Genomic DNA, 20,464 nt, shown 5'->3' with positions numbered 1-20,464 from the left:
CATGAAGAAATATATTTTAACCATAGCAGTCCTTTGGGCAGCAGGCTCAATATACGCCCAAAACAGACATGACGTTGCCCTTTATGGAGATGATGATTTAAACGGAACAGCGCGTTTTCAAAGTATGAGTGGAGCTTTTGGAGCCCTTGGCGGCGACCTTTCTGCACTTAATATAAACCCTGCAGGATCAGCAGTCTTTAACACTTCTGCTTTTACAGTATCAGCAGGATATTACGGGCTAAACAATAAAGGACGTTATTTCAATGAGCAGAATAAAACTGATGTTTCAGATCTACAGTTTAACCAAGCAGGTGGTGTATTTGTCTTTAACAACATGTCTAATTCTCCTTGGAAAAAATTCTCCTTAGCTGTGGGTTACGAACTTAACAACAGCTTTGAAAACGAGTACCTTATCAGTGGTAATGGCAATAGTTCCATTGCAGATTATTTTGTAAACAATGCCCAAGGGGTTCCTTTAAATGAGTTGGAAGTTTTTAGCGGGGAAAATGTTACAGATCGTTATATTGATTTAGGTTATAGCTATGGTTACCCAGCGCAACAAGCACTTTTAGGCTACCAAAACTACATCATTAATCCAGTAAGTGAAAATGAAGATCAGACCCAATATGTCTCCAACGCTGCTTTTGGCAATAGCCTTTACCATAATCAACATGTATACACCTCGGGTTTCAACAGCAAGTTTATGGTAAATTTTGCAACCCAATTTACCGATCAATTTTATTTTGGAGCTGGTCTTAACTTCCACAGTGTAGAGCGCGAAAAAATTACCCGTTTCGATGAAGAGGGTTACTCAGATGCATCGAACTTGCAATATGTACAATTTGATAACGAACTATTTACTTATGGAAATGGGTTTTCATTTAATTTAGGTGGTATCGCAAAGGTTAATGATTTGATCCGCCTTGGTGCGAGCTATCAATCGCCAACTTGGTATTCAATGACCGATGAGTTATTTCAGCGTATAAACACTGATTACTACCAGGATGCGTCTTCCACAGAGCTTCTCTATTCTGAAAACACACCACACACTACCTTAGTATTTCCAGATTATAAGATACAAATACCAGGAATATGGACCGGTAGTATGGCTTTTGTATTTGGATCAAATGGACTAATTAGTGTTGATTATCAATATCAAGACATGGCTAAGGCCAAGCTAAAGCCAAACAATGATGCCTATTTTGGAGAAGAAAATGAGTTGATCGCTGATGAGTTCAAGGCTACTTCCACGGTAAGATTAGGTGGTGAATATCGCCTAGACAAGCTCAGTCTAAGAGCTGGGTATCGCTTCGAGGAAAGTCCTTATGCAGATGGCTTCACTATGGGAGATCTCAATGGATACTCCGCTGGGATAGGATATACTTTCGGAACGTCTCGATTGGATTTAGGGTTTAGTCAATCTCAAAGAGACTACAATATCCCCTTATACGATACAGGACTTACCTCAACATCTTATTTTGATGAAAAAAGAACGCGGGTGGTACTTTCCTACACCTTTACCATGTAAAAAAAGAGAGAAAATTTAAAAAAATCAACGTTTATATAAAGTACTTTTGAGGTAGTCTGGAAGGCTTCTTTTTACAATATCTTCCCAGCCTGCCTCAAAACTTTCAACAGATAAAGCATCGCTACCGTCTTGAAAGTTTTCTACTCCCTGATGTCTTAAGCGAATACAGGTATAGGAACCTTCTTTAAATAAATCCCAACTCACTATGGAGACTCCTTTGCTGATCTCCGGATAGGTCCATGTATGACGAAGACGCCTTAGAGGTTCTACTTCTAAGATCTTACAAACATGTTTGAAATTCTCTCCACTGGGTTCGTAAAAATAAAATTCACAGCGATGTTTAAGTTCAAAACCATGCACCTTAAAATACCACTTCTCCATAATTTCTGGCTTTGTAATCGCATCCCAAATGGTTTCTATGGGAGAATTGAGTATAAGATTCACTTCAATAGCATCATTCATCGATTTTATTTTTAAATGTTTGTTAGCAAAACGAAAGTTTTGACTAAAAATTACAACTAATGTTCTTTAGACTGGCGTTACACCTAGTAGATCGCTCGAATTGTGAAGCTTAAGCTTTAAAACAACAAAAGCGATAGTGAATTAAAATAGGGATTCAATCCTAATTACGTATCTTTGCACTCAATTTTTAGAGATCGCGCCAAGGATGCATTTGTGAATGAATTATATTTGTACGGTCGGTTTCCCTAAAATTACAAAGAACAGTTAAATTTTAATTCTTTTTTATAAAAAACATGCACATGAAAATAGACAAAGCGTTAGAGGATCATTATGAAGATTTAGGAAATGATCACGTATCATCAGCAGCAGAAACACCTATGAGAGCCGATGCTTTTGAATTGTCAGATGATCAGAAAATAGAACAAATAGAGTCCCAGATGTATACCATTTTAGAAACTCTAGGACTGGACCTAACTGATGACAGCCTTAGAGGGACTCCAAGAAGGGTGGCTAAAATGTTTGTCAAAGAAATTTTTGCTGGGCTGCATCCTGATCGAAGACCAAAGGCCTCTACCTTCTCCAATAAATACAAATATGGAGAAATGCTAGTGGAGAAAAACATTACAGTATATTCTACCTGTGAGCATCACTTATTACCCATTGTCGGACGCGCACATATTGCCTATATTTCCAATGGTTCGGTAGTAGGTCTATCTAAAATGAATCGTATCGTCGATTATTTCGCCAAAAGACCACAAGTTCAAGAACGTATGACCATGCAGATCGTTCAGGAGTTACAAAGAGCCTTGAATACCAAAGATGTGGCCTGTGTGATCGATGCCAAACACCTATGCGTGAATTCAAGAGGAATTCGCGATATTGAGAGTAGTACAGTTACAGCCGAGTTCGGAGGTAAATTCAAAGACAATGCTGTTCGTAGAGAGTTTTTGGATTATATTAAACTGGATACTGAATTCTAAGATCTTTTTAAAACACCCCTGAAAATACAACGTATAACAAAAACGATCCAAAAGTAGCATGCAGGCATATCAAGAAAACGAGTTAAAAATCTACAATTCAATTTCCTCAGAAAAAGAAGTTTTTAAATCTATTACAGAAGGCTATATAGGCATGTATGTCTGTGGTCCTACTGTATATAGTAATGTACACTTAGGAAACTGTAGAACCTTTATCTCTTTTGATTTGGTTTTTCGCTACTTAAAGCACCTGGGATATAAGGTTCGTTATGTACGAAATATCACCGATGCCGGACATTTGGAAAATGACGCGGATGTGGGTGAAGATCGTATTGCCAAAAAAGCAAGATTAGAACAAATTGAACCGATGGAAGTGGTTCAACGTTATACGGTTGATTTCCACAACACCTTAATGCGTTTCAATAACTTGCCTCCAAGTATTGAACCCACTGCGACAGGGCATATTATTGAACAAATTGAGATTATAAAAGAAATTATCGATAATGGCTTTGGGTACATTGTCAATGGATCTGTATATTTTGACGTCTTAAAATACAATAAGACCAATCACTACGGAGCGTTGAGTAAGAGAAATATCGAAGATCTCATCCATAACACCAGAGAAACCGCAGGTCAATCTGAGAAAAAAAATCCACAGGATTTTGCACTTTGGAAAAAGGCGGAACCTCAGCATATCATGCGTTGGCCGTCGCCTTGGAGCGATGGATTCCCAGGCTGGCATTTAGAATGTACAACCATGAGTTCTAAATACCTTGGAGAACAATTTGATATACACGGTGGCGGAATGGATCTTAAATTCCCACATCACGAATGTGAAATTGCCCAAGCACAAGCAGCCACGGGTAAAAGTCCTGTAAATTATTGGATGCATGCCAATCTCTTGACCTTAAATGGGAAAAAGATGGCCAAATCCACTGGAAACAATATACTTCCCAATGAGATATTCTCAGGGAACAATGATATCCTAAGCAAGTCTTTCACCCCTTCAGTAACGCGCTTCTTTATGCTTCAGGCACATTACAGAAGTATATTAGATTTTAGCAACGATGCCCTTTTGGCCTCTGAGAAAGGATTCAATAGGCTCCTTGAGGCCTACAACTCTTTATCACAGCTTGAGGTATCAAGCAGTTCGGATTTTGATGTTGCCAAGTGGAGACAGCAGTGTTACCAAGCAATGAATGACGATTTCAATAGCCCAATTTTAATTGCTCACCTATTTGAAGCAGTCAAACAGGTTAATCTTATAAAGGATAAAAAGGCTCAAATTACCCAGGATGACCTGAATCTTCTACAAAAGACCATGAAAGGATTTATCTTTGATGTTTTAGGTCTTGTTGATGAGAGTATCGCTCAGGATAGTTCCACTGAAAGACTCAATGGCACTATTGAGCTTTTAATTCAATTGCGCGCTGAGGCAAGAGCTAATAGAGATTTTTCTACCTCAGATAAAATTAGAGATGAACTTGCAGCCTTAGGAGTGGCATTAAAGGATGCAAAGGAAGGAACGACCTTCGATTTTCAGTAAGGGAAGTCTTTGGCCGAAAAAACTTTTAAAGTCATGATCAAAAAGATCATCATAGCCCCTTTTATTTTTTTAGTTAGGGTATACCAAGGGGTCATTTCTCCATTGACCCCAGCAGCATGCAGGTATTCCCCTACATGTTCTCAATACACCATTGAAGCCTTGAAAAAACACGGTCTCTTTAAAGGAGGATGGCTAGCTATTAAACGAATTTCCAGCTGTGGCCCTTGGGGCGGCTCAGGCTACGATCCCGTTCCTTAGAAAAGACCCTGTGTGTTTTTAGTTAGCTTTACTGTCTTTTGACAAATTTTGTCAAAATAACAATCATTTGTCCTTCGACCTTTCCTTCGATTTGTTCTGGATTATCGTGAACTAAACGAATGTTTCGAACTGCGGTTCCAATCTTGGCGTTTAAAGAAGATCCCTTTACATCAAGATCTTTAATTAACGTAACCGTATCTCCATTTTGAAGAATATTACCATTACTATCCTTATGAAGCTTCCCTCCTGCATCATTAAGATGATCACCCGATTCTTTTGCCCACTCTAATTCTTGTTCCTCAAGATAAATCATCTCCAAGGCGTCCACTGCCCAGCTTTCATTTCTAAATCGCTGAAGCATCCTCCAAGAAATCACCTTTATAGCTGGAATTTCACTCCACATCGAAATAGGTAATATAGGTTCCCAAAAAGTACTATCGGCCTCCTCTGTCTTATCTATCTGAGCGATACATTTTTCGCTGATTAAAATACTTCTTTCATCATTAGTCTGTCCATTATAATCGACCTGATACACCTTTAAGTTTTCAGTTGTGTTACTTAATTCACAACTACCTCCACTACGCTGTTTAAGATTTTCCTCTAAGCTCATATGATCAAATTTTAAGGCGCTAAAATAGCCAAAGCATTTAAAAGAAACTACCCCTTAGTTAAAACTAAAATTTTTGCACTTAATTTTACCGCAGATCAACTTTGAGATTCTTCGTATCTTTGCAGGGTACAAATACAATTGACAATGGATTTAAATAAAATACCACAGATAAAACACACCGATAAGAACAACTTCTTCCTTTTTGCTGGGCCTTGTGCTATCGAAGGGGAAGATATGGCTATGAGGATTGCAGAGAAAATGGCTGGAATTACTGATAAGCTAGGAATCCCTTATGTATTTAAGGGAAGTTTTAAAAAGGCAAACAGAAGCCGCATTGATTCCTTCACAGGCATAGGGGATGAAAAAGCTTTAAAGATATTAGCAAAAGTGTCTAAAGAATTTGGTCTACCAACGATCACCGATATTCATAAAGAAAGTGATGCTGACTTAGCAGCACAGTATGTGGATATCCTTCAAATTCCAGCATTTTTAGTTCGTCAAACTGATTTACTTGTAGCTGCTGCAGAAACAGGAAAAACAATTAATTTGAAAAAAGGTCAATTTATGAGCCCAGAGAGCATGAAACATGCGGTTCAAAAAATACTGGATTCTAATAATGAGCAAGTCATTATTACCGACCGAGGAAGCATGTATGGATATCAAGACATGGTCGTTGATTTTAGAGGAGTTCCTACCATGAAACAATACGCACCAATAGTCTTGGATGTAACCCATTCATTACAACAGCCTAACCAAAGTAGTGGTGTAACTGGAGGACGGCCTGAACTAATTGGCACCATTGCCAAGGCAGGTATCGCAGCAGGAGTAGATGGTATCTTTATGGAAACACATTTTGATCCAGCCAATGCTAAAAGTGACGGAGCAAACATGTTGCATTTAGATCTTGCAGAAAAGCTACTTACCCAGCTAACAGATCTTCGTAAAACGGTCAATAGCTTTGAGGATATAAAGCTTTAAAATAACTGAAAATCAATAAAATAATTATAATGCCATGCTAAAAAGTATGGCATTTATTTTTTCTCAAACTCTTTAAATGGCACTCCTAAAATTCTTTGGAGTACTTCCAAAGAACCGTTTAAAGGCTGCGCTAAAATGGGTCGCATTTTTATATCCGATCTCACCAGCGATTTCATAGATCGGCCGCTGGGTAGATTTTAATAATTCCTTGGCTTTATTCATTTTTTCTTTGGCGTAGAACTCATTGATGGAATATCCAAAAACGCGTTTGAATTCCTTCTTAAGCATGTATTCGTTAATGGCCATTTCTCTGGATATCTCACGTATGGACAGATTTTGATGTAAATTACTTAGCATCAATTGACGTGCGCTGTATAGTTTTTTAAGTACCTTATCCTGGCTATTTCCTTTTACGATCACCTGTCCTTTTTCGTAGATTCCGACCTCCATGGCTAAAAGTTCTAAAATCTTAGCCTCCGCATAGAGTCGCCCTGAGAGTTTTGAAAGGCCAGTAAGTTCAAAAGACATCAAAACTTCTAAAATTTCATTGGAAATAGAATGAATGACACCACTTTGGCCCAGAGATTTAAGAACAGGAAGTTGGTAACATCCTTTGGATTTTAAATAGTCTTTTGACAAACGAATTCTAAATTCTCGAAAAGGTCTTGCCCCGGAGATACGCACATACCCTTTAAATTGGGTATTTTCTACCGTATAGGCCTCTTGACTCTCGTGAATGATATCCGAACTGCCGCGCATGGAAATAATCTTCTCACCTTCTATTAAAAATGAAAGTTCTAAGAATTCCTGATCTTCTTCCATATAACACACAAGATCACGAATAAGCTCAAACTGGCTAAATTGTAACGCCACACCTTGGTGTTTAAATAACGATATACGTCCTTTTCCAAACTGCTTTTTAACGATATATTCTGAAAAATACTCTGAATTACTCCTTGATTCACAGGGCTTAGCAATTGAGTTGAGGAAACTCTCATTAAGCTTGGTGAGATTGAGCAATTCACAGTTTATAAAATCACGTCTTTTTTTCTCCATATCGCGTCATTAATACAGTAAATGCTTAGTTAAATTTGCATCCTGATTAATTTAGACCAAATATAAATAACATTATATTAAAATGAAACACATTCTTAGTTCTTTATTCATTATAGGATTTACTTTGAGCTCTCTAGCCCAAAATGGAACTATCTCTGGAACAGTAATTTCAGACCAAGGTTATCCCATCCCCAATGCAAATGTAATCATAAAGGGTACCAATCAAGGTACCAACACCAATAACACAGGTACTTTTAATTTAAGCTCACTGAGTTCTGGTAAGTACAGCCTAGAGATTTCTTATGTAGGGTTTCGATCAAAAACATTACAAAGCAATGTAACAGATAATCAAACTGTTGATCTTGGAACTATTATACTTATTGAGAACAGAGAAGTTTTAAACGAAGTGGTTTTAGAGGCCGAGCAGAAAAACAAATTCTATCGCGCGGAGAGTGAAGCCGTTTCAAAACTACCTTTGAAAGATATTGAAAACCCACAGGTGTACAACACCATTCCTTCAAAACTCTTGGAAGAACAAGTGGTAACCAATTTTGAATCAGCCCTAAAAAACGCTCCTGGGATCTACAAACTATGGGAATCCACAGGAAGAGGAGGTGATGGCGGTGGTTATTATTCCTTAAGAGGTTTTGCAGTACAACCAACGATGGTCAATGGACTACCAAGTTTAACCAATGGAACACCAGACCCTGCTAATATCGACCGTGTGGAGGTCATCAAGGGTCCATCTGGAACGCTCTATGGTAGTAGTTTAATCTCTTACGGTGGTCTTATTAACATCAACACCAAGCGTCCATATTTCGATGATCTTTCAGGTAGTATTGCATATACCGCTGGAAGTTATGGTTTAAACCGAGTTACGGCTGATGTAAACACCATACTTAGTGATCAGAAGAACATTGCTCTGCGACTCAATGCAGCTTATCACAAGCAAAACAGCTTTCAAGATGCTGGTTTTACTAAATCATTTTATGTAGCACCTTCCTTAGCCTTTGAGGTGAATGATCGTTTATCATTCTTTGTAAATACAGAATTTTACAACGGGCGTAGCACTAACCAAACCATGTTATTTTTAAATCGTGGTGCGGCGCTACATGTTAACAATATGGATGAGCTAGGTTATAACAATGAACGTTCGTATACCAGCAACGATCTTTATGTAGATACACCGACCTATAGCCTGCAAGGAGAAATGCGTTATAAACTAAGTGACAATTGGACATCACAAACTGTGGTATCTAGATCCAACGCAAAATCTGACGGTTACTACTCATACTTAACAGATATTACTGCAACGGTTAACGAAACTTCACCAATCACCCAAGGAAGTGTGTTTGCCAGATATACCAGTAATCAAAATTCAGAGACCATAGGTACGGATATTCAACAAAACTTTATTGGAGAATTCAACCTTGGTAACTTTAAAAACAAAATGGTAGCGGGTCTTGATTATTACCACCAAAAAGCCATTAATAGTGGAACTGGATATGCTGGACATGGTTTTGTTTATATCGGAGAAAACATCGATGAGTTTTCTGCGGTAGCACCTGCTCTTCACCAGGCTACTGGTGTTCCAATGAATCAGACACCAGGCACCGATGATACAGGTGTGTTATCACAAGCCGGAGCCGATGCTGGTATTGCCTTATTACCGAATCCTGGATCACAATTAAGTGAATCAGATCAAAAGGTATACAGTGCTTATGTATCCGATGTGATTTATTTTATGCCAGAGCTCTCTGCTATGGCGAGTCTTCGAGTAGATCATTTCTCAAATGACGCGCATGATCAAACAGCCCTGTCTCCAAAATTCGGTCTGGTGTACCAGCCTATTATTGACAAAGTTTCTGTGTTCGCAAATTATATGAACGGATTCTCTAATGTAGCTCCAAAAACTGTGGAAGATAACGGTAATGTGAGTACTATTAGCTTTGATCCAGAACAAGCAAACCAATTTGAATTTGGGACTAAATTAAATCTATTCTCTAACAAGTTAGCAGCAACCTTGAGCTATTATGATATTCAGGTTTCTAACATCGTGTTATCTACAGGACCTAATACCTATACTCAAGGTGGAGAACAAGTCAGTAGAGGATTCGAAGCTAGTATTGTCGCAAACCCAGTTGTGGGATTAAACATTATCGCTGGGTATAGTTATAACGATAGTGAACTTCAACGTGGCGATGCAGCATTCCAAGGGAGAAGACCTGAGGGTGCAGGACCTCAGAACCTTGCAAATCTTTGGGCAAGCTACCGTTTCCAATATGGAGGTCTAAAAGGGTTTGGTCTTGGATTTGGAGGAAACTACGCTGGAGAAAACAACATATTTGACAGAAATAATCTAGGGACATTTACCCTTGATGAGTATACCTTAATCAATGCTTCTGTATTCTATGAAACTGAAGATTTCGGAATCACCTTAAAGCTAGACAACATCTCAAACCAAGAGTATTATTCTGGTTGGTCAACGATCAACCCGCAACTTCCAAGAATGTTCTCAGCAAACTTTACTTATAAATTTTAAAACAAATCAACTAGAAACCCAACACAACTAAATAAAAAATGAAAAACACCATCATCATAGTACTCTGCCTAATTGGCTTCAGCGCCTTTGCGCAACAGGCCAGCGTCCAGGGCCAAGTAATAGGCGAAAACGGAAAAGGAGTACCTATGGTTACCATACAGCTCCTAGAGATTGCTAAAGGAACTCAGGCGGATGAAAATGGAAAATTTCGTTTAATCCAAATCGCCCCCGGCAATTATACTATACAATTCAGTAGCATTGGCTACCAAACTAAAACTCAACAAATCGAAGTTGAGACCAACCAATCTTTAAATCTTGGTCGTATAAAAATCCAACAATCCACAGAATCCTTGGATGAAGTGGTGGTAAGCGGAAACGGCCATGCTGATTTTCTTGTAAAACAGCCTTCCCAATCCTTGCGCCTGACTACCGAGGTATTGGACCTTCCACAGAACATTCAAATCATCAGTAACAATTTGATCAAAAGCCAAAATCTTGTGAACATGATGGAGAATGTGACTCGTAATGTCAGTGGAGCTCAGATGATAGAACACTGGGGAACTTTTGCTCGTATTAATATGCGTGGGTTTAAACTACCAGCCTTTAGGAATGGTTTAAATATTGAACTTCCATGGGGGCCTCTTGCTGAGGATATGTCCATGGTTCAGAATATTGAATTCGTTAAAGGACCTGCAGGATTTATGCAATCTGCAGGTGAACCTGGAGGGTTCTACAATGTGGTAACCAAAAAGCCAACAAGCGTATCTGTAAATCAACTCTCTGTAACAGGAGATACCTTTGGAAGCTATAGACTTAGTTTTGACTCAGGTGGGGCGCTTACCCAGGATGATAAATTACAGTACCGTTTTGTAGGGATGTATGAGGATGCACAAACTCACAGAGATTACGACTTAAGTGACCGTATTAGTATTGTTCCTTCACTTAGTTATAACATTACAGACAAAACAAAGGTTACTACAGAATTCACCTATCAGCAATCAAACCAAATCACTGGAGCTGCCTATATATTCGCTCCTGTTGAGGATGGTTTTGGAAGCTTAGATCGCGACTTTACTTACCTAGATGAAGATTTTCCTCAGAGTAAAATTGAAGAGGTGAGCCTTCTGGTAAATGCTACTCACGACTTTAATGATAAGTGGTCTGTAATGGGACAGTATATGTTCATGGATTACACCTCCACTGGAGCCTCTGCCTGGCCAGCCGCTGTGGTTGGAAATGGAGAGTTTTATCGTGGAATCAGCGTCTCGGATGCTGTTAGTACCAATGAACTTGGGCAACTTTACATTAATGGGGAATTTAATACAGGTGGCATTAAACACAAAGTCTTGGGTGGCTTTGATTACCGTCACTTAGAATATTGGGCAGACTGGAGCCAAGCCGGCGGAGGTCCTATAGATATTAACCAACCTTTCAATATATATAATCCTATATACGGTGAGGCCGTCTACCCTATTTTTGATAGAAGTGTTCCAGTTAAAGTTCGTGGAGCAGCAAACTATCAAGGTACCATCTACCGCTCTTTTTACCTTCAAGATGAAGCTTGGATGTGGAATGACAGAGTTAGGCTTACCCTTGCAGCTCGTTACAACAGCGCAAACATATTTGCCTATGGAGATCAAAGCCAAGATGATAAAATCACCCCTAGAGTTGGACTGAGCGTTAATATCTTACCTGATTTTACCGCCTATGCGTTATACGACCAGGCCTTCACGCCACAATACGGTCAAAGCTATAACAATCAGAAGTTTGACCCATTAGAGTCTGTGGACATTGAAGGAGGATTAAAAAAACAGTGGTTTGGAGGAAAACTAAATACCAGCCTTACTTTTTACCAGATTACCAAAAACAATTATTTAGTTAGTGATCTTGAGCATACTGATGAAAACGGTAATTACCGATTTTCAACTCAAACAGGAGAAGTACAATCCAAAGGTATCGAATTCGATATGCAAGGACAGATTACCCCAGCTATCAATGTGGTTTTTAATTATGCCAATACCGATGTGGAGATCACCGAGGACACTAACAAAGATAATATTGGAAATAGTATTGCTGGACATGCCAAGCACATTACCAATGGATGGGTGAACTACACTTTCCTTCCTGGGACAACATTTGAAGGCTTCGCAGTTTCTTTGGGATACCAATACCAGGTCGACCGTTCAACTTGGGCATGGAGCGCTGAAAACGAAGCCGTGTTACCTGACTACTTCCGCATGGATGGTGGAATCTCTTGGTCTAATGAGCACTTTGGAGTCAATCTAAACATCAATAACCTGTTAAATGAATACCTATACTCGGGCGCCGCTTATGCAGAGTATTTATACTGGCAGAGTGAACCTGGAACAAACGCAAGACTGACCTTAACATACAGATTTTAATAACAAACTAATAATAGAAAGAACCATGAAAAAATTAATTGCATTAACAGTATTACTACTGACCACGGCAAATAGCTTTGCCCATTATTTATGGATTGAAACAAAGGTTTCAGGCAGCATTGGACAAGAACATGTCGTAAAAGTTCACATGGGTGAATATACCTATGGGGTGGTTGAAGAGGTTCAAGGAGAAGCTTTTCAAGGGGTGAAAAACTTTACTCTTTGGGCAGTAAGCCCTTCAGGTAAAAAAATCCCTCTTAGCACCACAGCGCAAAAGGATCATTACAAAGCGGTTTTTACACCAGAGGAAAACGGGGTTTATACCTTACTTCTGAACAACGACCAAATTGATGTGATTGATTATTCTGAATATGATTTTGGTATTTTCAAAACACATTACCACGCTGTTGCTAATGTAAGTGTTGGTGAAGCGCAAAACGATACTGCAACTCAAAATGAAAACGGTATTACTGTTAAACGTATCGTAACTGCTGATGATCAGGTGAAATTACAATTGTTGTTTAAAGGACAACCACTTGCAAAGAGCGAAGTTAAATTATTTGTAAAAGACCTTTGGTCAAAAACATTGGAGACTGACCAAGATGGTTTTATAGAGTTTGGATTGCCATGGGATACGAAATATATCCTTGAGGCTACACATCAGGAAGAAGTTCCTGGCACCTACAAAGGTGAAGATTATGAGTTTGTATGGCACTGTGTGACCTACTGCATTCCAGCTTAAGGAAAAACAAAATTTAAGGTAAACAGCGCTGAGTAAATCTCTGTGCTGTTTCCTTGCTTTAAGATAATTGACAGATTAACTGAATAATATAGACCAATGACAACACTTATTCTCTTATTGACCTTTGCAGGCTTTTATGCCCTTTACAACACCTCATCTCGAGCTGAACTTGCTCAAGGCGGATTTGATGTTTGGTTAAGGAGTCAGTCATTATTAAAACCTGCTGGAGTTATACTTTTAGTTGGAAGTCTTATTCTCACTGTTCTACACAAAGGATTAGCTGCGGGGATACTGTACTATTTTGTTATCTTATCCACTATCGCAAGTCTAATTATTATCCTCTGTCCACTTAGAATCATGAATTACAAAGCAGTCGCAATAGTATTTATTGGGATTGTTATTGCTGAAAATCTTATCTTATAACCTATGCCAGCTAATAAAAAATACCTGACAACATCCCCTTGGGAGCGCATTGCAAAAATAACTGCTGGCTTTATTGGCGGTTATATGGTTAGTGTAAGTTTTCATTTAGCATTGGCTGTATGGCTTGATCATGTCAATGTGATAATCACCATGACTTACAATGGTTTTATACTTTGGGCAGTCCTAATGATCTTGGCGTTTTTGGCCAAAAATCCCTGGAAGTTATGGGGATTGTACCTGCTTTTAACAGCAGTGTTTTATCTTGCATTGCATTTTGGTAAAATATATCATCCTATCATCCCATCATAATGAATAATAGATCCTATAATATCCTATTTCATCTGCATACCATCAGTGGTATCATTATCAGTGCGATGCTTTTTGTGATTTTCTTCACTGGTTCATTTTCTTTTTTTAGAGATGAAATTGCGAACTGGCAAAAGGATGAGTATACCCAACCAATAGATCATGGTATTGTCAGTAGTTTAGATCCAATTATGGAATCTTTAAAAAAGGATTACGCACTCTATGGTAGAGATATTGAAATTGGTCGTCATTACAATGAAAGACGTGTAGATGTCAGCATGAGCGCATCGAAGGACAGTTTAGCTGCAGAAGAGGCTAAGGTTGGAAGCTTTTTTTACTTAGATACAGAAACCTTTGATACCTATAACTATTTAGAATCATATACCTTGGGTGAATTTCTGTATCGTTTACATTTTTTCGCTCAAATCCCCTACCCTTATGGATATTATACCTCTGGACTAGTTTCTTTCTTTTTTCTTTTTGCCATTATCACTGGGATTCTAGTCCATTGGAATAAAATAGTTAGCAATTTTTATACCTTTCGTCCAAGAGCAAAACTCAAAACCGTTTGGACAGATGCCCACACGGCATTAGGTGTTATTGGACTTCCTTTCCAATTTGTATATGCAGTTACGGGAGCATTTTTTATGCTTAATGTACTGATGGCAGCTCCAAATATCATGTTTTTATTCGATGGAGATCAGAAGGAGTTATACAATCAACTAGAGATGAGCGAGACACCACCGACACTCGCCTATGAAAAAATTGATCAGGTGCCATCGATAGAAGGGCTTGTACAACAGACTAGAGATAAGTGGAATAATTTAAATATCACTCACCTTCACATTTACAATTACGCAGACAGTAACATGAAAGTTACTGTGGAAGGTGAACTTCCTAAAGACGATAAATACACTGGAGTGGCTAAACTAAGTTTTAATGCCACTGGCGCTATTATAGGAGAAAAAGACCCTTATACGCAAAACACCTATTTAGATGGGGTAAAAAACATCTTATACCGCATTCATTATGGTGATTATGCCGGATACGGTCTTAGGATTATCAGTTTTGTACTTGGTATTATTTCCTGTTTTGTCATTCTCTCTGGAGTACTAATTTGGCTAGTAGCTAGAGAAAAGAAAAGCGTAAGTGAACGCAAAAGACGATTTAACAGAGCACTGGTCAATGTTTATGTTGCAATTTGTCTTTCCCTCTACCCTATTACGGCCCTAAGTTTTATTGCTGTTAAAATACATGGAGAGGTGAATATGTCATTTGTAAACGATTTTTACCTAATTGGATGGCTGATATTGAGCCTGTTCTTTATTTGGAAAAAAGACAATTACTTCACCAACAAATACTGTTTGTTACTTGGAAGTATCATCGGGTTCTTTATTCCTGTGGTAAATGGAGTGATAAGTGGAAAATGGTTTTGGCTAACCCTTAATGAAGAGTTCTTCCAATCTTTCTTTATCGATATGCTCTGGATTGTATTGTCAATTATAAGTCTATGGGTTTTCTTTAAACTTAAAAGAAAAGAAGATCCAAAAAAAGACAAGGTACAGATTAATGGAAAACCTATAAAGTCAACTACTGAAGATAAAGAAGTTCTTGTCTGATTAAAAAGGAAGGGACTGTACACTTATTGTGCGTAAGTTTTCGGCACTGAACAACCATTATTTGGACAAACAAGAAAAAGCTTATAATAAGACGTCTAAACATTTGTCGCTTACCTAAAAGGTCTACCTCTTAGTTTTACCTCTTTTTTGGATATCTTTCGTGGGCCAAAAATGGTGTTCTTTATCCAGAAAAACGATGTAATAAATTTCATCTTCAATGTAACCCACAACAACTTCTTTACTTTTTGGTTTAATATGTATTACCGCCCAATAAGAAGGTGAAACGTGTTTGGGCTCTTCAAATTTCGAATCTGGTGGAAATCCTACTTTGGTATATTGTTTTATCATCTGGTTTGCATATACTTGAGTAGTATTATACTGGCCAATTTGACGCATCATTTGACAGAACACTGATAATAATCCATCCCTTTCCCACTCTTCTACCGATTGACCTTGATTAATATCGAGTTTAACCCAACTAAATGTTATGGTTCTGATCTGCTTTCCTACCGCTTCACGTTTCCCTCGCTTTCTCTCGTATCTTTTTAAATTTTTACTCATAAACTTATCATTTACATTAATTTGATAAGTTCATCAGTAATATCTAACGTTTCTGCTGCACCAAATACACTATCTAGATATTTCTTCCTAAAATCAGAACTATTCCTAACTACACTAGCATTAAATTCCGACATACTATATAATTCAGAAGCCCCAAATTTATTTCTATCGACAAACCAAATTTGATCACGTCTAAACAAATCCTTATCTAATAGTACAGAGTCATGAGCTGTAAAAATAAATTGTGCATTCCTTATGTTCAATTTATGAAATAGCTCTAATAGTTTTTTAGTTAAATTAGGGTGTAATTTTGAGTCAATTTCATCTATAACAAGAATTTTACCAAACATTAAAGTGTCATACACTGCACCTAAAAGATAAATTAATTTTTTAGTTCCTTGACTTTCCTCTCGCTCAAAATCAAAGGCAACAGAATCTACAATAACATCATTTTGATCAAACTTATTATGGTAGGTAATAATGCTTTTATCTTTACTAGTTTTTATATTACTTATTTCTAAGAACCTAATTGCAAGAGATAACCAAGGTTTAAACTCAGGAACCTCACTTAATAGGTTTTTCGTAACATTTTTATAATGGCTGTCGTTGAGTCCACTTACCACATTTAAATTTCGAAACCATTTAAAAACAACACTAGCAACCTTCGTGTTATTCTGCGCCAAATGGCTCAAAAACAAAACATTTGTATTAACATCTTTTTTATACTTATTACCTTCTGGGAAACTTGAAGAATTGATTTTAAAATCCTTTACGTTTCTCTCAAAAAGTGGTGTTTCTGTATCAACTTTTTTAAACAACCACTCCTTTACAATTTCGTATCCTTTGATCTGAAAACCGTAACGGTACAATGTATCATTTTCTATTATAAAGGAAACTTCAAATGAACTTGGTGAATTTTCAGTTCCCTCAGATAACTTAAAATAATAATCCCTTCGTCCCCTATCCTCCTCCTTTTTTAAAGAATCTGCAAATGAATTATGAATTATTTTTTTCATAAATCCCATTGCGGAAATGAAATTACTTTTACCACCACCATTTTTGCCATAAATAGTCGCAGTTTTCAATAATTCAAAATTTTTATTAGTTTTTACGATATGAGTATCTCTGTGCTCTTTAAACGACTTAACTGTAGTCATCAAAAGCCTTGCTTCATCTTTGTAAGAAAGAAAGTTCGAAAATTTAAACTCTATTAGCATTATTTATAATTTAATAGCACAAATATACAGCTTAAAAATCTAAAAAATACCATTTAGTGGTAATTTTATCACTTTACACGTGATCTATACTAGCGTCTTACGTAAGGGAAAAAGCTTATAAAAAGCCAATCCCATTAAATTTTCAAAACCCATCAAACCAAATATAAAAAAAGCGCCCAACCAAAAAATGATAGTGGGCGCTCTTTAACAACCTAACCAATTAATAACATAACTTAACCTATCCGTAAGTATTCACTCTTGATTTGCAATATATTTTATATATCCTATTCTAATTTATTAATTATTCCCCTACAATATAATACATCTTTGGGAGAAAAAAAAGGTTTCCCTCAATTATTTTGGGGTGAATTCAAAGAATTAACACTCGCTTAAACTGTCATCTTGTCACAGCTTTTGAAATGGTATTTTTTTTGAGTTATGACTTTTTCAAAGTTTAAACATAAATTTCAAACAATATGACAACCGGAAATATTAATGTAGCCGTTGAAAACATCTTTCCGTTAATAAAGAAGTTTTTATACAGTGATCACGAGATCTTTTTAAGAGAGCTCATATCCAATGCTACCGATGCTACTCTAAAGTTAAAACACCTTACTAATATAGGCGAGGCGCCAGGAGTTGAATATGGCAATCCGCAAATTGAAGTGAAAATTGACCCAGAGACTCAAAAATTGCACATAATCGATCAAGGGATCGGAATGACTGCAGAGGAGGTACAAAAATACATCAACGAGGTTGCGTTCTCTGGTGCAGAGGAGTTTTTGGAAAAATACAAGGATTCTGCAAAGGATAGTGGTATTATTGGACATTTTGGTTTGGGATTCTATTCTGCTTTTATGGTAGCAGACAAAGTAGAGATCATATCAAAAAGCTTTAAAGATGAGCCAGCTTGTCATTGGACTTGTGACGGTTCACCTAAATATACTTTAGAGGCTTCTGATAAAACTGAGAGAGGTACTGAGATCATTCTACATATCAATGAAGATTCTAAGGAATTTTTAGAAGAGGGGCGTATTTCTGAACTCTTAACCAAGTACAATAAATTCATGCCTGTTTCCATTAAATTTGGAACGCGTGAAGAATCTAAAACCACTGGTGAAGGAGAAGATGCTAAGGAAGAAAAACTTACCGTTGATAATATCATCAACAATCCTAATCCAGCATGGACCAAACTTCCAGCTGATCTAAAGGAAGAAGATTACAATAGCTTCTATAGAGAATTGTATCCTATGCAATTCGAGGAGCCTTTATTTCATATCCACCTTAATGTAGATTATCCATTTAACCTTACTGGAATTTTATACTTCCCGAAACTTGGAAACGATCTGAACATACAAAAGGATCGCATTCAGCTATACCAAAACCAAGTTTTTGTAACGGATAATGTCGAGGGAATTGTTCCTGAATTTTTAACCATGCTAAAAGGGGTTATTGATTCTCCAGACATTCCATTAAACGTATCTCGTTCTTACCTTCAGGCAGATGGGAATGTGAAGAAAATCTCGAGTTATATCACTAGAAAAGTGGCGGACAAACTAAAGTCACTCTTTAATGAAAACAGAGAGGATTTTCAAAACAAGTGGAATGATATCAAAGTGGTAATTGAATACGGAATGCTTTCTGAAGATAAATTCTTTGAAAAAGCAGATAAGTTCGCCTTGTATCCTACTGTAGATGGTTCTTATTATACCTTCGAGGAACTTCAAGAGAAGATCAAAGACGCACAAACCGATAAGGATGGTAAAATGGTCATTCTTTACGCTAGTGATAAGGATGCCCAACACACTTACATCAATCAGGCTAAAGAGCGTGGATATGAAGTGTTGCTACTAGATTCTCCAATTGTAGGTCACTTGATTCAAAAATTAGAAACTTCAAAAGAGAATATTTCGTTTAGTCGCGTAGATTCTGATTCTATTGATAACCTTATCAAAAAAGATGAAGAGAAAATTTCAAAGCTCAGCGAGCAGGAACAAGAGACACTTAAAACTACCTTAGATGAGGTGATTCCAAAAGAGAAATTCACCGTACAGCTGGAGGCTTTAGATAGTAATGCATCGCCATTTACAATTACACAACCTGAATTTATGCGTCGCATGAAAGAAATGAGCGCTACAGGCGGGGGTGGAATGTTCGCCATGGGTAATATGCCTGAGATTTACAACTTGATTGTAAACACCAATCACGAATTAGTTGGTCAAATCCTAAACACAAAGACCCAGGCTAAAAAAGAACGCCTTATTAAGCAGTCGTTAGATTTAGCTAGATTGTCTCAAGGATTATTAAAAGGTGAAGAGCTTACGGATTTCGTAACGCGCAGTTACCAAATGATAAAATAAAGTGATGTTCTGAAGTTCTTTAAACACACTAAAAATGCGGAACTTCAGGTGAGAATCCCTATATAATACTAAAGGCTGTTTGTTTTCAAACGGCCTTTTTTTATCACTGTTTTCCAAAGATCTTGTCACTGTAAAAGGTAATTTTCGGCTTCTCACTTAGACAGATAAATCGGTAAATTGCTTTATTAATAAAGCAAAATGTTACCAGAATTGCTTTCTGCAGTTAACAATTTTTATAAAATCCACTTTACAAATAGCTAAAAGTATGTCCCGATTTCATGAGTATTTTTGTTTAATAAAAACACCATCTCTGGGTATATCATCCCAGTTTGGATTTTGACTTTGTGCATTAGGAATTTATAACGATTCTTAATACCTATACCTCTATTGTATCCAATCGATATTTTGTTTAACTTGGGTTTGTAAGGCGACACGAAATCCATTAACCCTCATCATTCCCACCACGTATGAAGACATTATTCGAAAAACTAAAATTAGAGAATCAGAAAGAAATCCTAATTATCAATGAGCCCGAAGGTTTTGCAGAGAAATTAGCCAAACTTGTAAATATTGATATCTATCAATCTCTCATCCAGGTTAATAAAATGGAATTTGCACTCCTTTTTGTTTCTTCTATAAAAGAGTTTGAAGATCAACTGCAGACCTTGCTTCCAAAATTAAAGGATGATGTTATCTTATGGGTGGCACATCCAAGGAAAAAATCTGAAAACTTACGCACTGACATCACCAATGATTATCAGTGGGACCCTCTAGTTAAAAAAGGTTACGATCAGATTAAGAGGTTGAAAATTGACTCCGACTGGGAAGCGCTCCGGTTCCGTAGGGCAGAATACATTAAAAAGTAAACGTAAAGTAC

The 20,464-nt window shown here is 37.3% G+C and carries 18 protein-coding genes; 13 read left to right on the top strand and 5 right to left on the bottom strand.

Translation table 11 applies throughout. The annotated features are described in order from the left end of the window. Window position 1: 1 nt before the first annotated feature. Window positions 2–1,528, top strand: coding sequence for an OmpP1/FadL family transporter (locus I215_RS08390; protein WP_008991536.1), 1,527 nt, complete (start codon window positions 2–4; stop codon window positions 1,526–1,528). 24 nt (window positions 1,529–1,552) lie between these two features. Here the strand turns inward: I215_RS08390 and I215_RS08385 are convergent, their stop codons facing one another. Then, the gene (locus tag I215_RS08385; RefSeq protein WP_008991535.1) at window positions 1,553–1,990 is read right to left on the bottom strand and encodes an SRPBCC family protein; all 438 of its coding nucleotides are present in this window, start codon (window positions 1,988–1,990) and stop codon (window positions 1,553–1,555) included. A 299-nt stretch (window positions 1,991–2,289) separates the two neighbouring features. Between I215_RS08385 and folE the strand changes: the two genes are divergently transcribed. From folE to yidD, 3 genes are read left to right on the top strand one after another with little or no spacing between them, the layout of a single operon-like run. Beyond that, window positions 2,290–2,970, top strand: coding sequence for a GTP cyclohydrolase I FolE (gene folE, locus I215_RS08380; RefSeq protein ID WP_008991534.1), 681 nt, complete (start codon window positions 2,290–2,292; stop codon window positions 2,968–2,970). A 58-nt stretch (window positions 2,971–3,028) separates the two neighbouring features. Next, window positions 3,029–4,513, top strand: a complete 1,485-nt coding sequence (gene cysS, locus I215_RS08375; RefSeq protein WP_008991533.1) for a cysteine--tRNA ligase — start codon at window positions 3,029–3,031, stop codon at window positions 4,511–4,513. Between the two features lie 33 nt (window positions 4,514–4,546). Next, window positions 4,547–4,771: a membrane protein insertion efficiency factor YidD gene (gene yidD / locus I215_RS08370; RefSeq protein ID WP_008991532.1), complete on the top strand. Its 225-nt coding sequence runs from the start codon at window positions 4,547–4,549 to the stop codon at window positions 4,769–4,771. 28 nt (window positions 4,772–4,799) lie between these two features. Here the strand turns inward: yidD and I215_RS08365 are convergent, their stop codons facing one another. After that, the gene (locus tag I215_RS08365) at window positions 4,800–5,381 is read right to left on the bottom strand and encodes a PhnA domain-containing protein (protein ID WP_008991531.1); all 582 of its coding nucleotides are present in this window, start codon (window positions 5,379–5,381) and stop codon (window positions 4,800–4,802) included. A 144-nt stretch (window positions 5,382–5,525) separates the two neighbouring features. Here I215_RS08365 and kdsA point away from each other — a divergent pair, with 144 nt between their 5' ends. Further along, complete coding sequence (kdsA, locus tag I215_RS08360; protein ID WP_008991530.1) at window positions 5,526–6,359, top strand: 3-deoxy-8-phosphooctulonate synthase; 834 nt, start codon at window positions 5,526–5,528, stop codon at window positions 6,357–6,359. Window positions 6,360–6,431: 72 nt separating this feature from the next. On the opposite strand, the gene I215_RS08355 is transcribed toward kdsA, so the two are convergent. Further along, a complete protein-coding gene (locus I215_RS08355; RefSeq protein ID WP_008991529.1) occupies window positions 6,432–7,415 on the bottom strand; it encodes a helix-turn-helix domain-containing protein in 984 nt (327 codons plus the stop codon). Between the two features lie 82 nt (window positions 7,416–7,497). Between I215_RS08355 and I215_RS08350 the strand changes: the two genes are divergently transcribed. The 6 genes from I215_RS08350 to I215_RS08325 all read left to right on the top strand — a co-directional run bounded on the left by I215_RS08350 (window position 7,498) and on the right by I215_RS08325 (window position 15,449). Beyond that, complete coding sequence (locus tag I215_RS08350; protein WP_008991528.1) at window positions 7,498–9,957, top strand: TonB-dependent receptor; 2,460 nt, start codon at window positions 7,498–7,500, stop codon at window positions 9,955–9,957. 38 nt (window positions 9,958–9,995) lie between these two features. After that, on the top strand, window positions 9,996–12,359 hold the full coding sequence (locus I215_RS08345; RefSeq protein WP_008991527.1) for a TonB-dependent receptor: 2,364 nt from the start codon (window positions 9,996–9,998) through the stop codon (window positions 12,357–12,359). Window positions 12,360–12,384: 25 nt separating this feature from the next. Continuing rightward, complete coding sequence (locus I215_RS08340; RefSeq protein ID WP_008991526.1) at window positions 12,385–13,101, top strand: DUF4198 domain-containing protein; 717 nt, start codon at window positions 12,385–12,387, stop codon at window positions 13,099–13,101. Between the two features lie 96 nt (window positions 13,102–13,197). Continuing rightward, window positions 13,198–13,524 (top strand): hypothetical protein, encoded by a 327-nt coding sequence (locus I215_RS08335; protein WP_008991525.1) that lies wholly within the window; start codon window positions 13,198–13,200, stop codon window positions 13,522–13,524. Between the two features lie 3 nt (window positions 13,525–13,527). After that, entirely contained in the window at window positions 13,528–13,833 is a 306-nt protein-coding gene (locus I215_RS08330) for a hypothetical protein (RefSeq protein ID WP_008991524.1), read from the top strand. Beyond that, complete coding sequence (locus tag I215_RS08325) at window positions 13,833–15,449, top strand: PepSY-associated TM helix domain-containing protein (RefSeq protein WP_008991523.1); 1,617 nt, start codon at window positions 13,833–13,835, stop codon at window positions 15,447–15,449. Before I215_RS08330 ends, I215_RS08325 begins: the two co-directional genes overlap by 1 nt. Window positions 15,450–15,572: 123 nt before the next feature. Here I215_RS08325 and I215_RS08320 read toward each other — a convergent pair whose 3' ends face one another. Beyond that, complete coding sequence (locus I215_RS08320; protein ID WP_008991522.1) at window positions 15,573–16,010, bottom strand: hypothetical protein; 438 nt, start codon at window positions 16,008–16,010, stop codon at window positions 15,573–15,575. An 11-nt stretch (window positions 16,011–16,021) separates the two neighbouring features. Beyond that, window positions 16,022–17,227 (bottom strand): AAA family ATPase, encoded by a 1,206-nt coding sequence (locus I215_RS08315; protein ID WP_008991521.1) that lies wholly within the window; start codon window positions 17,225–17,227, stop codon window positions 16,022–16,024. 476 nt (window positions 17,228–17,703) lie between these two features. Here I215_RS08315 and htpG point away from each other — a divergent pair, with 476 nt between their 5' ends. Then, complete coding sequence (gene htpG, locus I215_RS08310) at window positions 17,704–19,587, top strand: molecular chaperone HtpG (protein ID WP_008991520.1); 1,884 nt, start codon at window positions 17,704–17,706, stop codon at window positions 19,585–19,587. A 467-nt stretch (window positions 19,588–20,054) separates the two neighbouring features. Continuing rightward, entirely contained in the window at window positions 20,055–20,453 is a 399-nt protein-coding gene (locus I215_RS08305; RefSeq protein ID WP_008991519.1) for a hypothetical protein, read from the top strand. Window positions 20,454–20,464 lie beyond the last annotated feature (11 nt).

The sequence above is a fragment of the Galbibacter marinus genome, from assembly GCF_000300875.1.
Taxonomy (GTDB): Bacteria; Bacteroidota; Bacteroidia; order Flavobacteriales; family Flavobacteriaceae; genus Galbibacter; species Galbibacter marinus.
The sequence above is the reverse complement of the archived record's forward strand: the minus strand, read 5'-3'. Positions and strand labels throughout refer to the sequence as shown.

What these genes read in the sequence shown, in the direction of transcription:
- I215_RS08390 (WP_008991536.1), top strand. Translation starts at nt 2, where the DNA reads ATGAAGAAATATATTTTAACCATAGCAGTCCTTTGGGCAGCAGGCTCA.
- I215_RS08385 (WP_008991535.1), bottom strand. Translation starts at nt 1,990, where the DNA reads ATGAATGATGCTATTGAAGTGAATCTTATACTCAATTCTCCCATAGAA.
- folE (WP_008991534.1), top strand. Translation starts at nt 2,290, where the DNA reads ATGAAAATAGACAAAGCGTTAGAGGATCATTATGAAGATTTAGGAAAT.
- cysS (WP_008991533.1), top strand. Translation starts at nt 3,029, where the DNA reads ATGCAGGCATATCAAGAAAACGAGTTAAAAATCTACAATTCAATTTCC.
- yidD (WP_008991532.1), top strand. Translation starts at nt 4,547, where the DNA reads ATGATCAAAAAGATCATCATAGCCCCTTTTATTTTTTTAGTTAGGGTA.
- I215_RS08365 (WP_008991531.1), bottom strand. Translation starts at nt 5,381, where the DNA reads ATGAGCTTAGAGGAAAATCTTAAACAGCGTAGTGGAGGTAGTTGTGAA.
- kdsA (WP_008991530.1), top strand. Translation starts at nt 5,526, where the DNA reads ATGGATTTAAATAAAATACCACAGATAAAACACACCGATAAGAACAAC.
- I215_RS08355 (WP_008991529.1), bottom strand. Translation starts at nt 7,415, where the DNA reads ATGGAGAAAAAAAGACGTGATTTTATAAACTGTGAATTGCTCAATCTC.
- I215_RS08350 (WP_008991528.1), top strand. Translation starts at nt 7,498, where the DNA reads ATGAAACACATTCTTAGTTCTTTATTCATTATAGGATTTACTTTGAGC.
- I215_RS08345 (WP_008991527.1), top strand. Translation starts at nt 9,996, where the DNA reads ATGAAAAACACCATCATCATAGTACTCTGCCTAATTGGCTTCAGCGCC.
- I215_RS08340 (WP_008991526.1), top strand. Translation starts at nt 12,385, where the DNA reads ATGAAAAAATTAATTGCATTAACAGTATTACTACTGACCACGGCAAAT.
- I215_RS08335 (WP_008991525.1), top strand. Translation starts at nt 13,198, where the DNA reads ATGACAACACTTATTCTCTTATTGACCTTTGCAGGCTTTTATGCCCTT.
- I215_RS08330 (WP_008991524.1), top strand. Translation starts at nt 13,528, where the DNA reads ATGCCAGCTAATAAAAAATACCTGACAACATCCCCTTGGGAGCGCATT.
- I215_RS08325 (WP_008991523.1), top strand. Translation starts at nt 13,833, where the DNA reads ATGAATAATAGATCCTATAATATCCTATTTCATCTGCATACCATCAGT.
- I215_RS08320 (WP_008991522.1), bottom strand. Translation starts at nt 16,010, where the DNA reads ATGAGTAAAAATTTAAAAAGATACGAGAGAAAGCGAGGGAAACGTGAA.
- I215_RS08315 (WP_008991521.1), bottom strand. Translation starts at nt 17,227, where the DNA reads ATGCTAATAGAGTTTAAATTTTCGAACTTTCTTTCTTACAAAGATGAA.
- htpG (WP_008991520.1), top strand. Translation starts at nt 17,704, where the DNA reads ATGACAACCGGAAATATTAATGTAGCCGTTGAAAACATCTTTCCGTTA.
- I215_RS08305 (WP_008991519.1), top strand. Translation starts at nt 20,055, where the DNA reads ATGAAGACATTATTCGAAAAACTAAAATTAGAGAATCAGAAAGAAATC.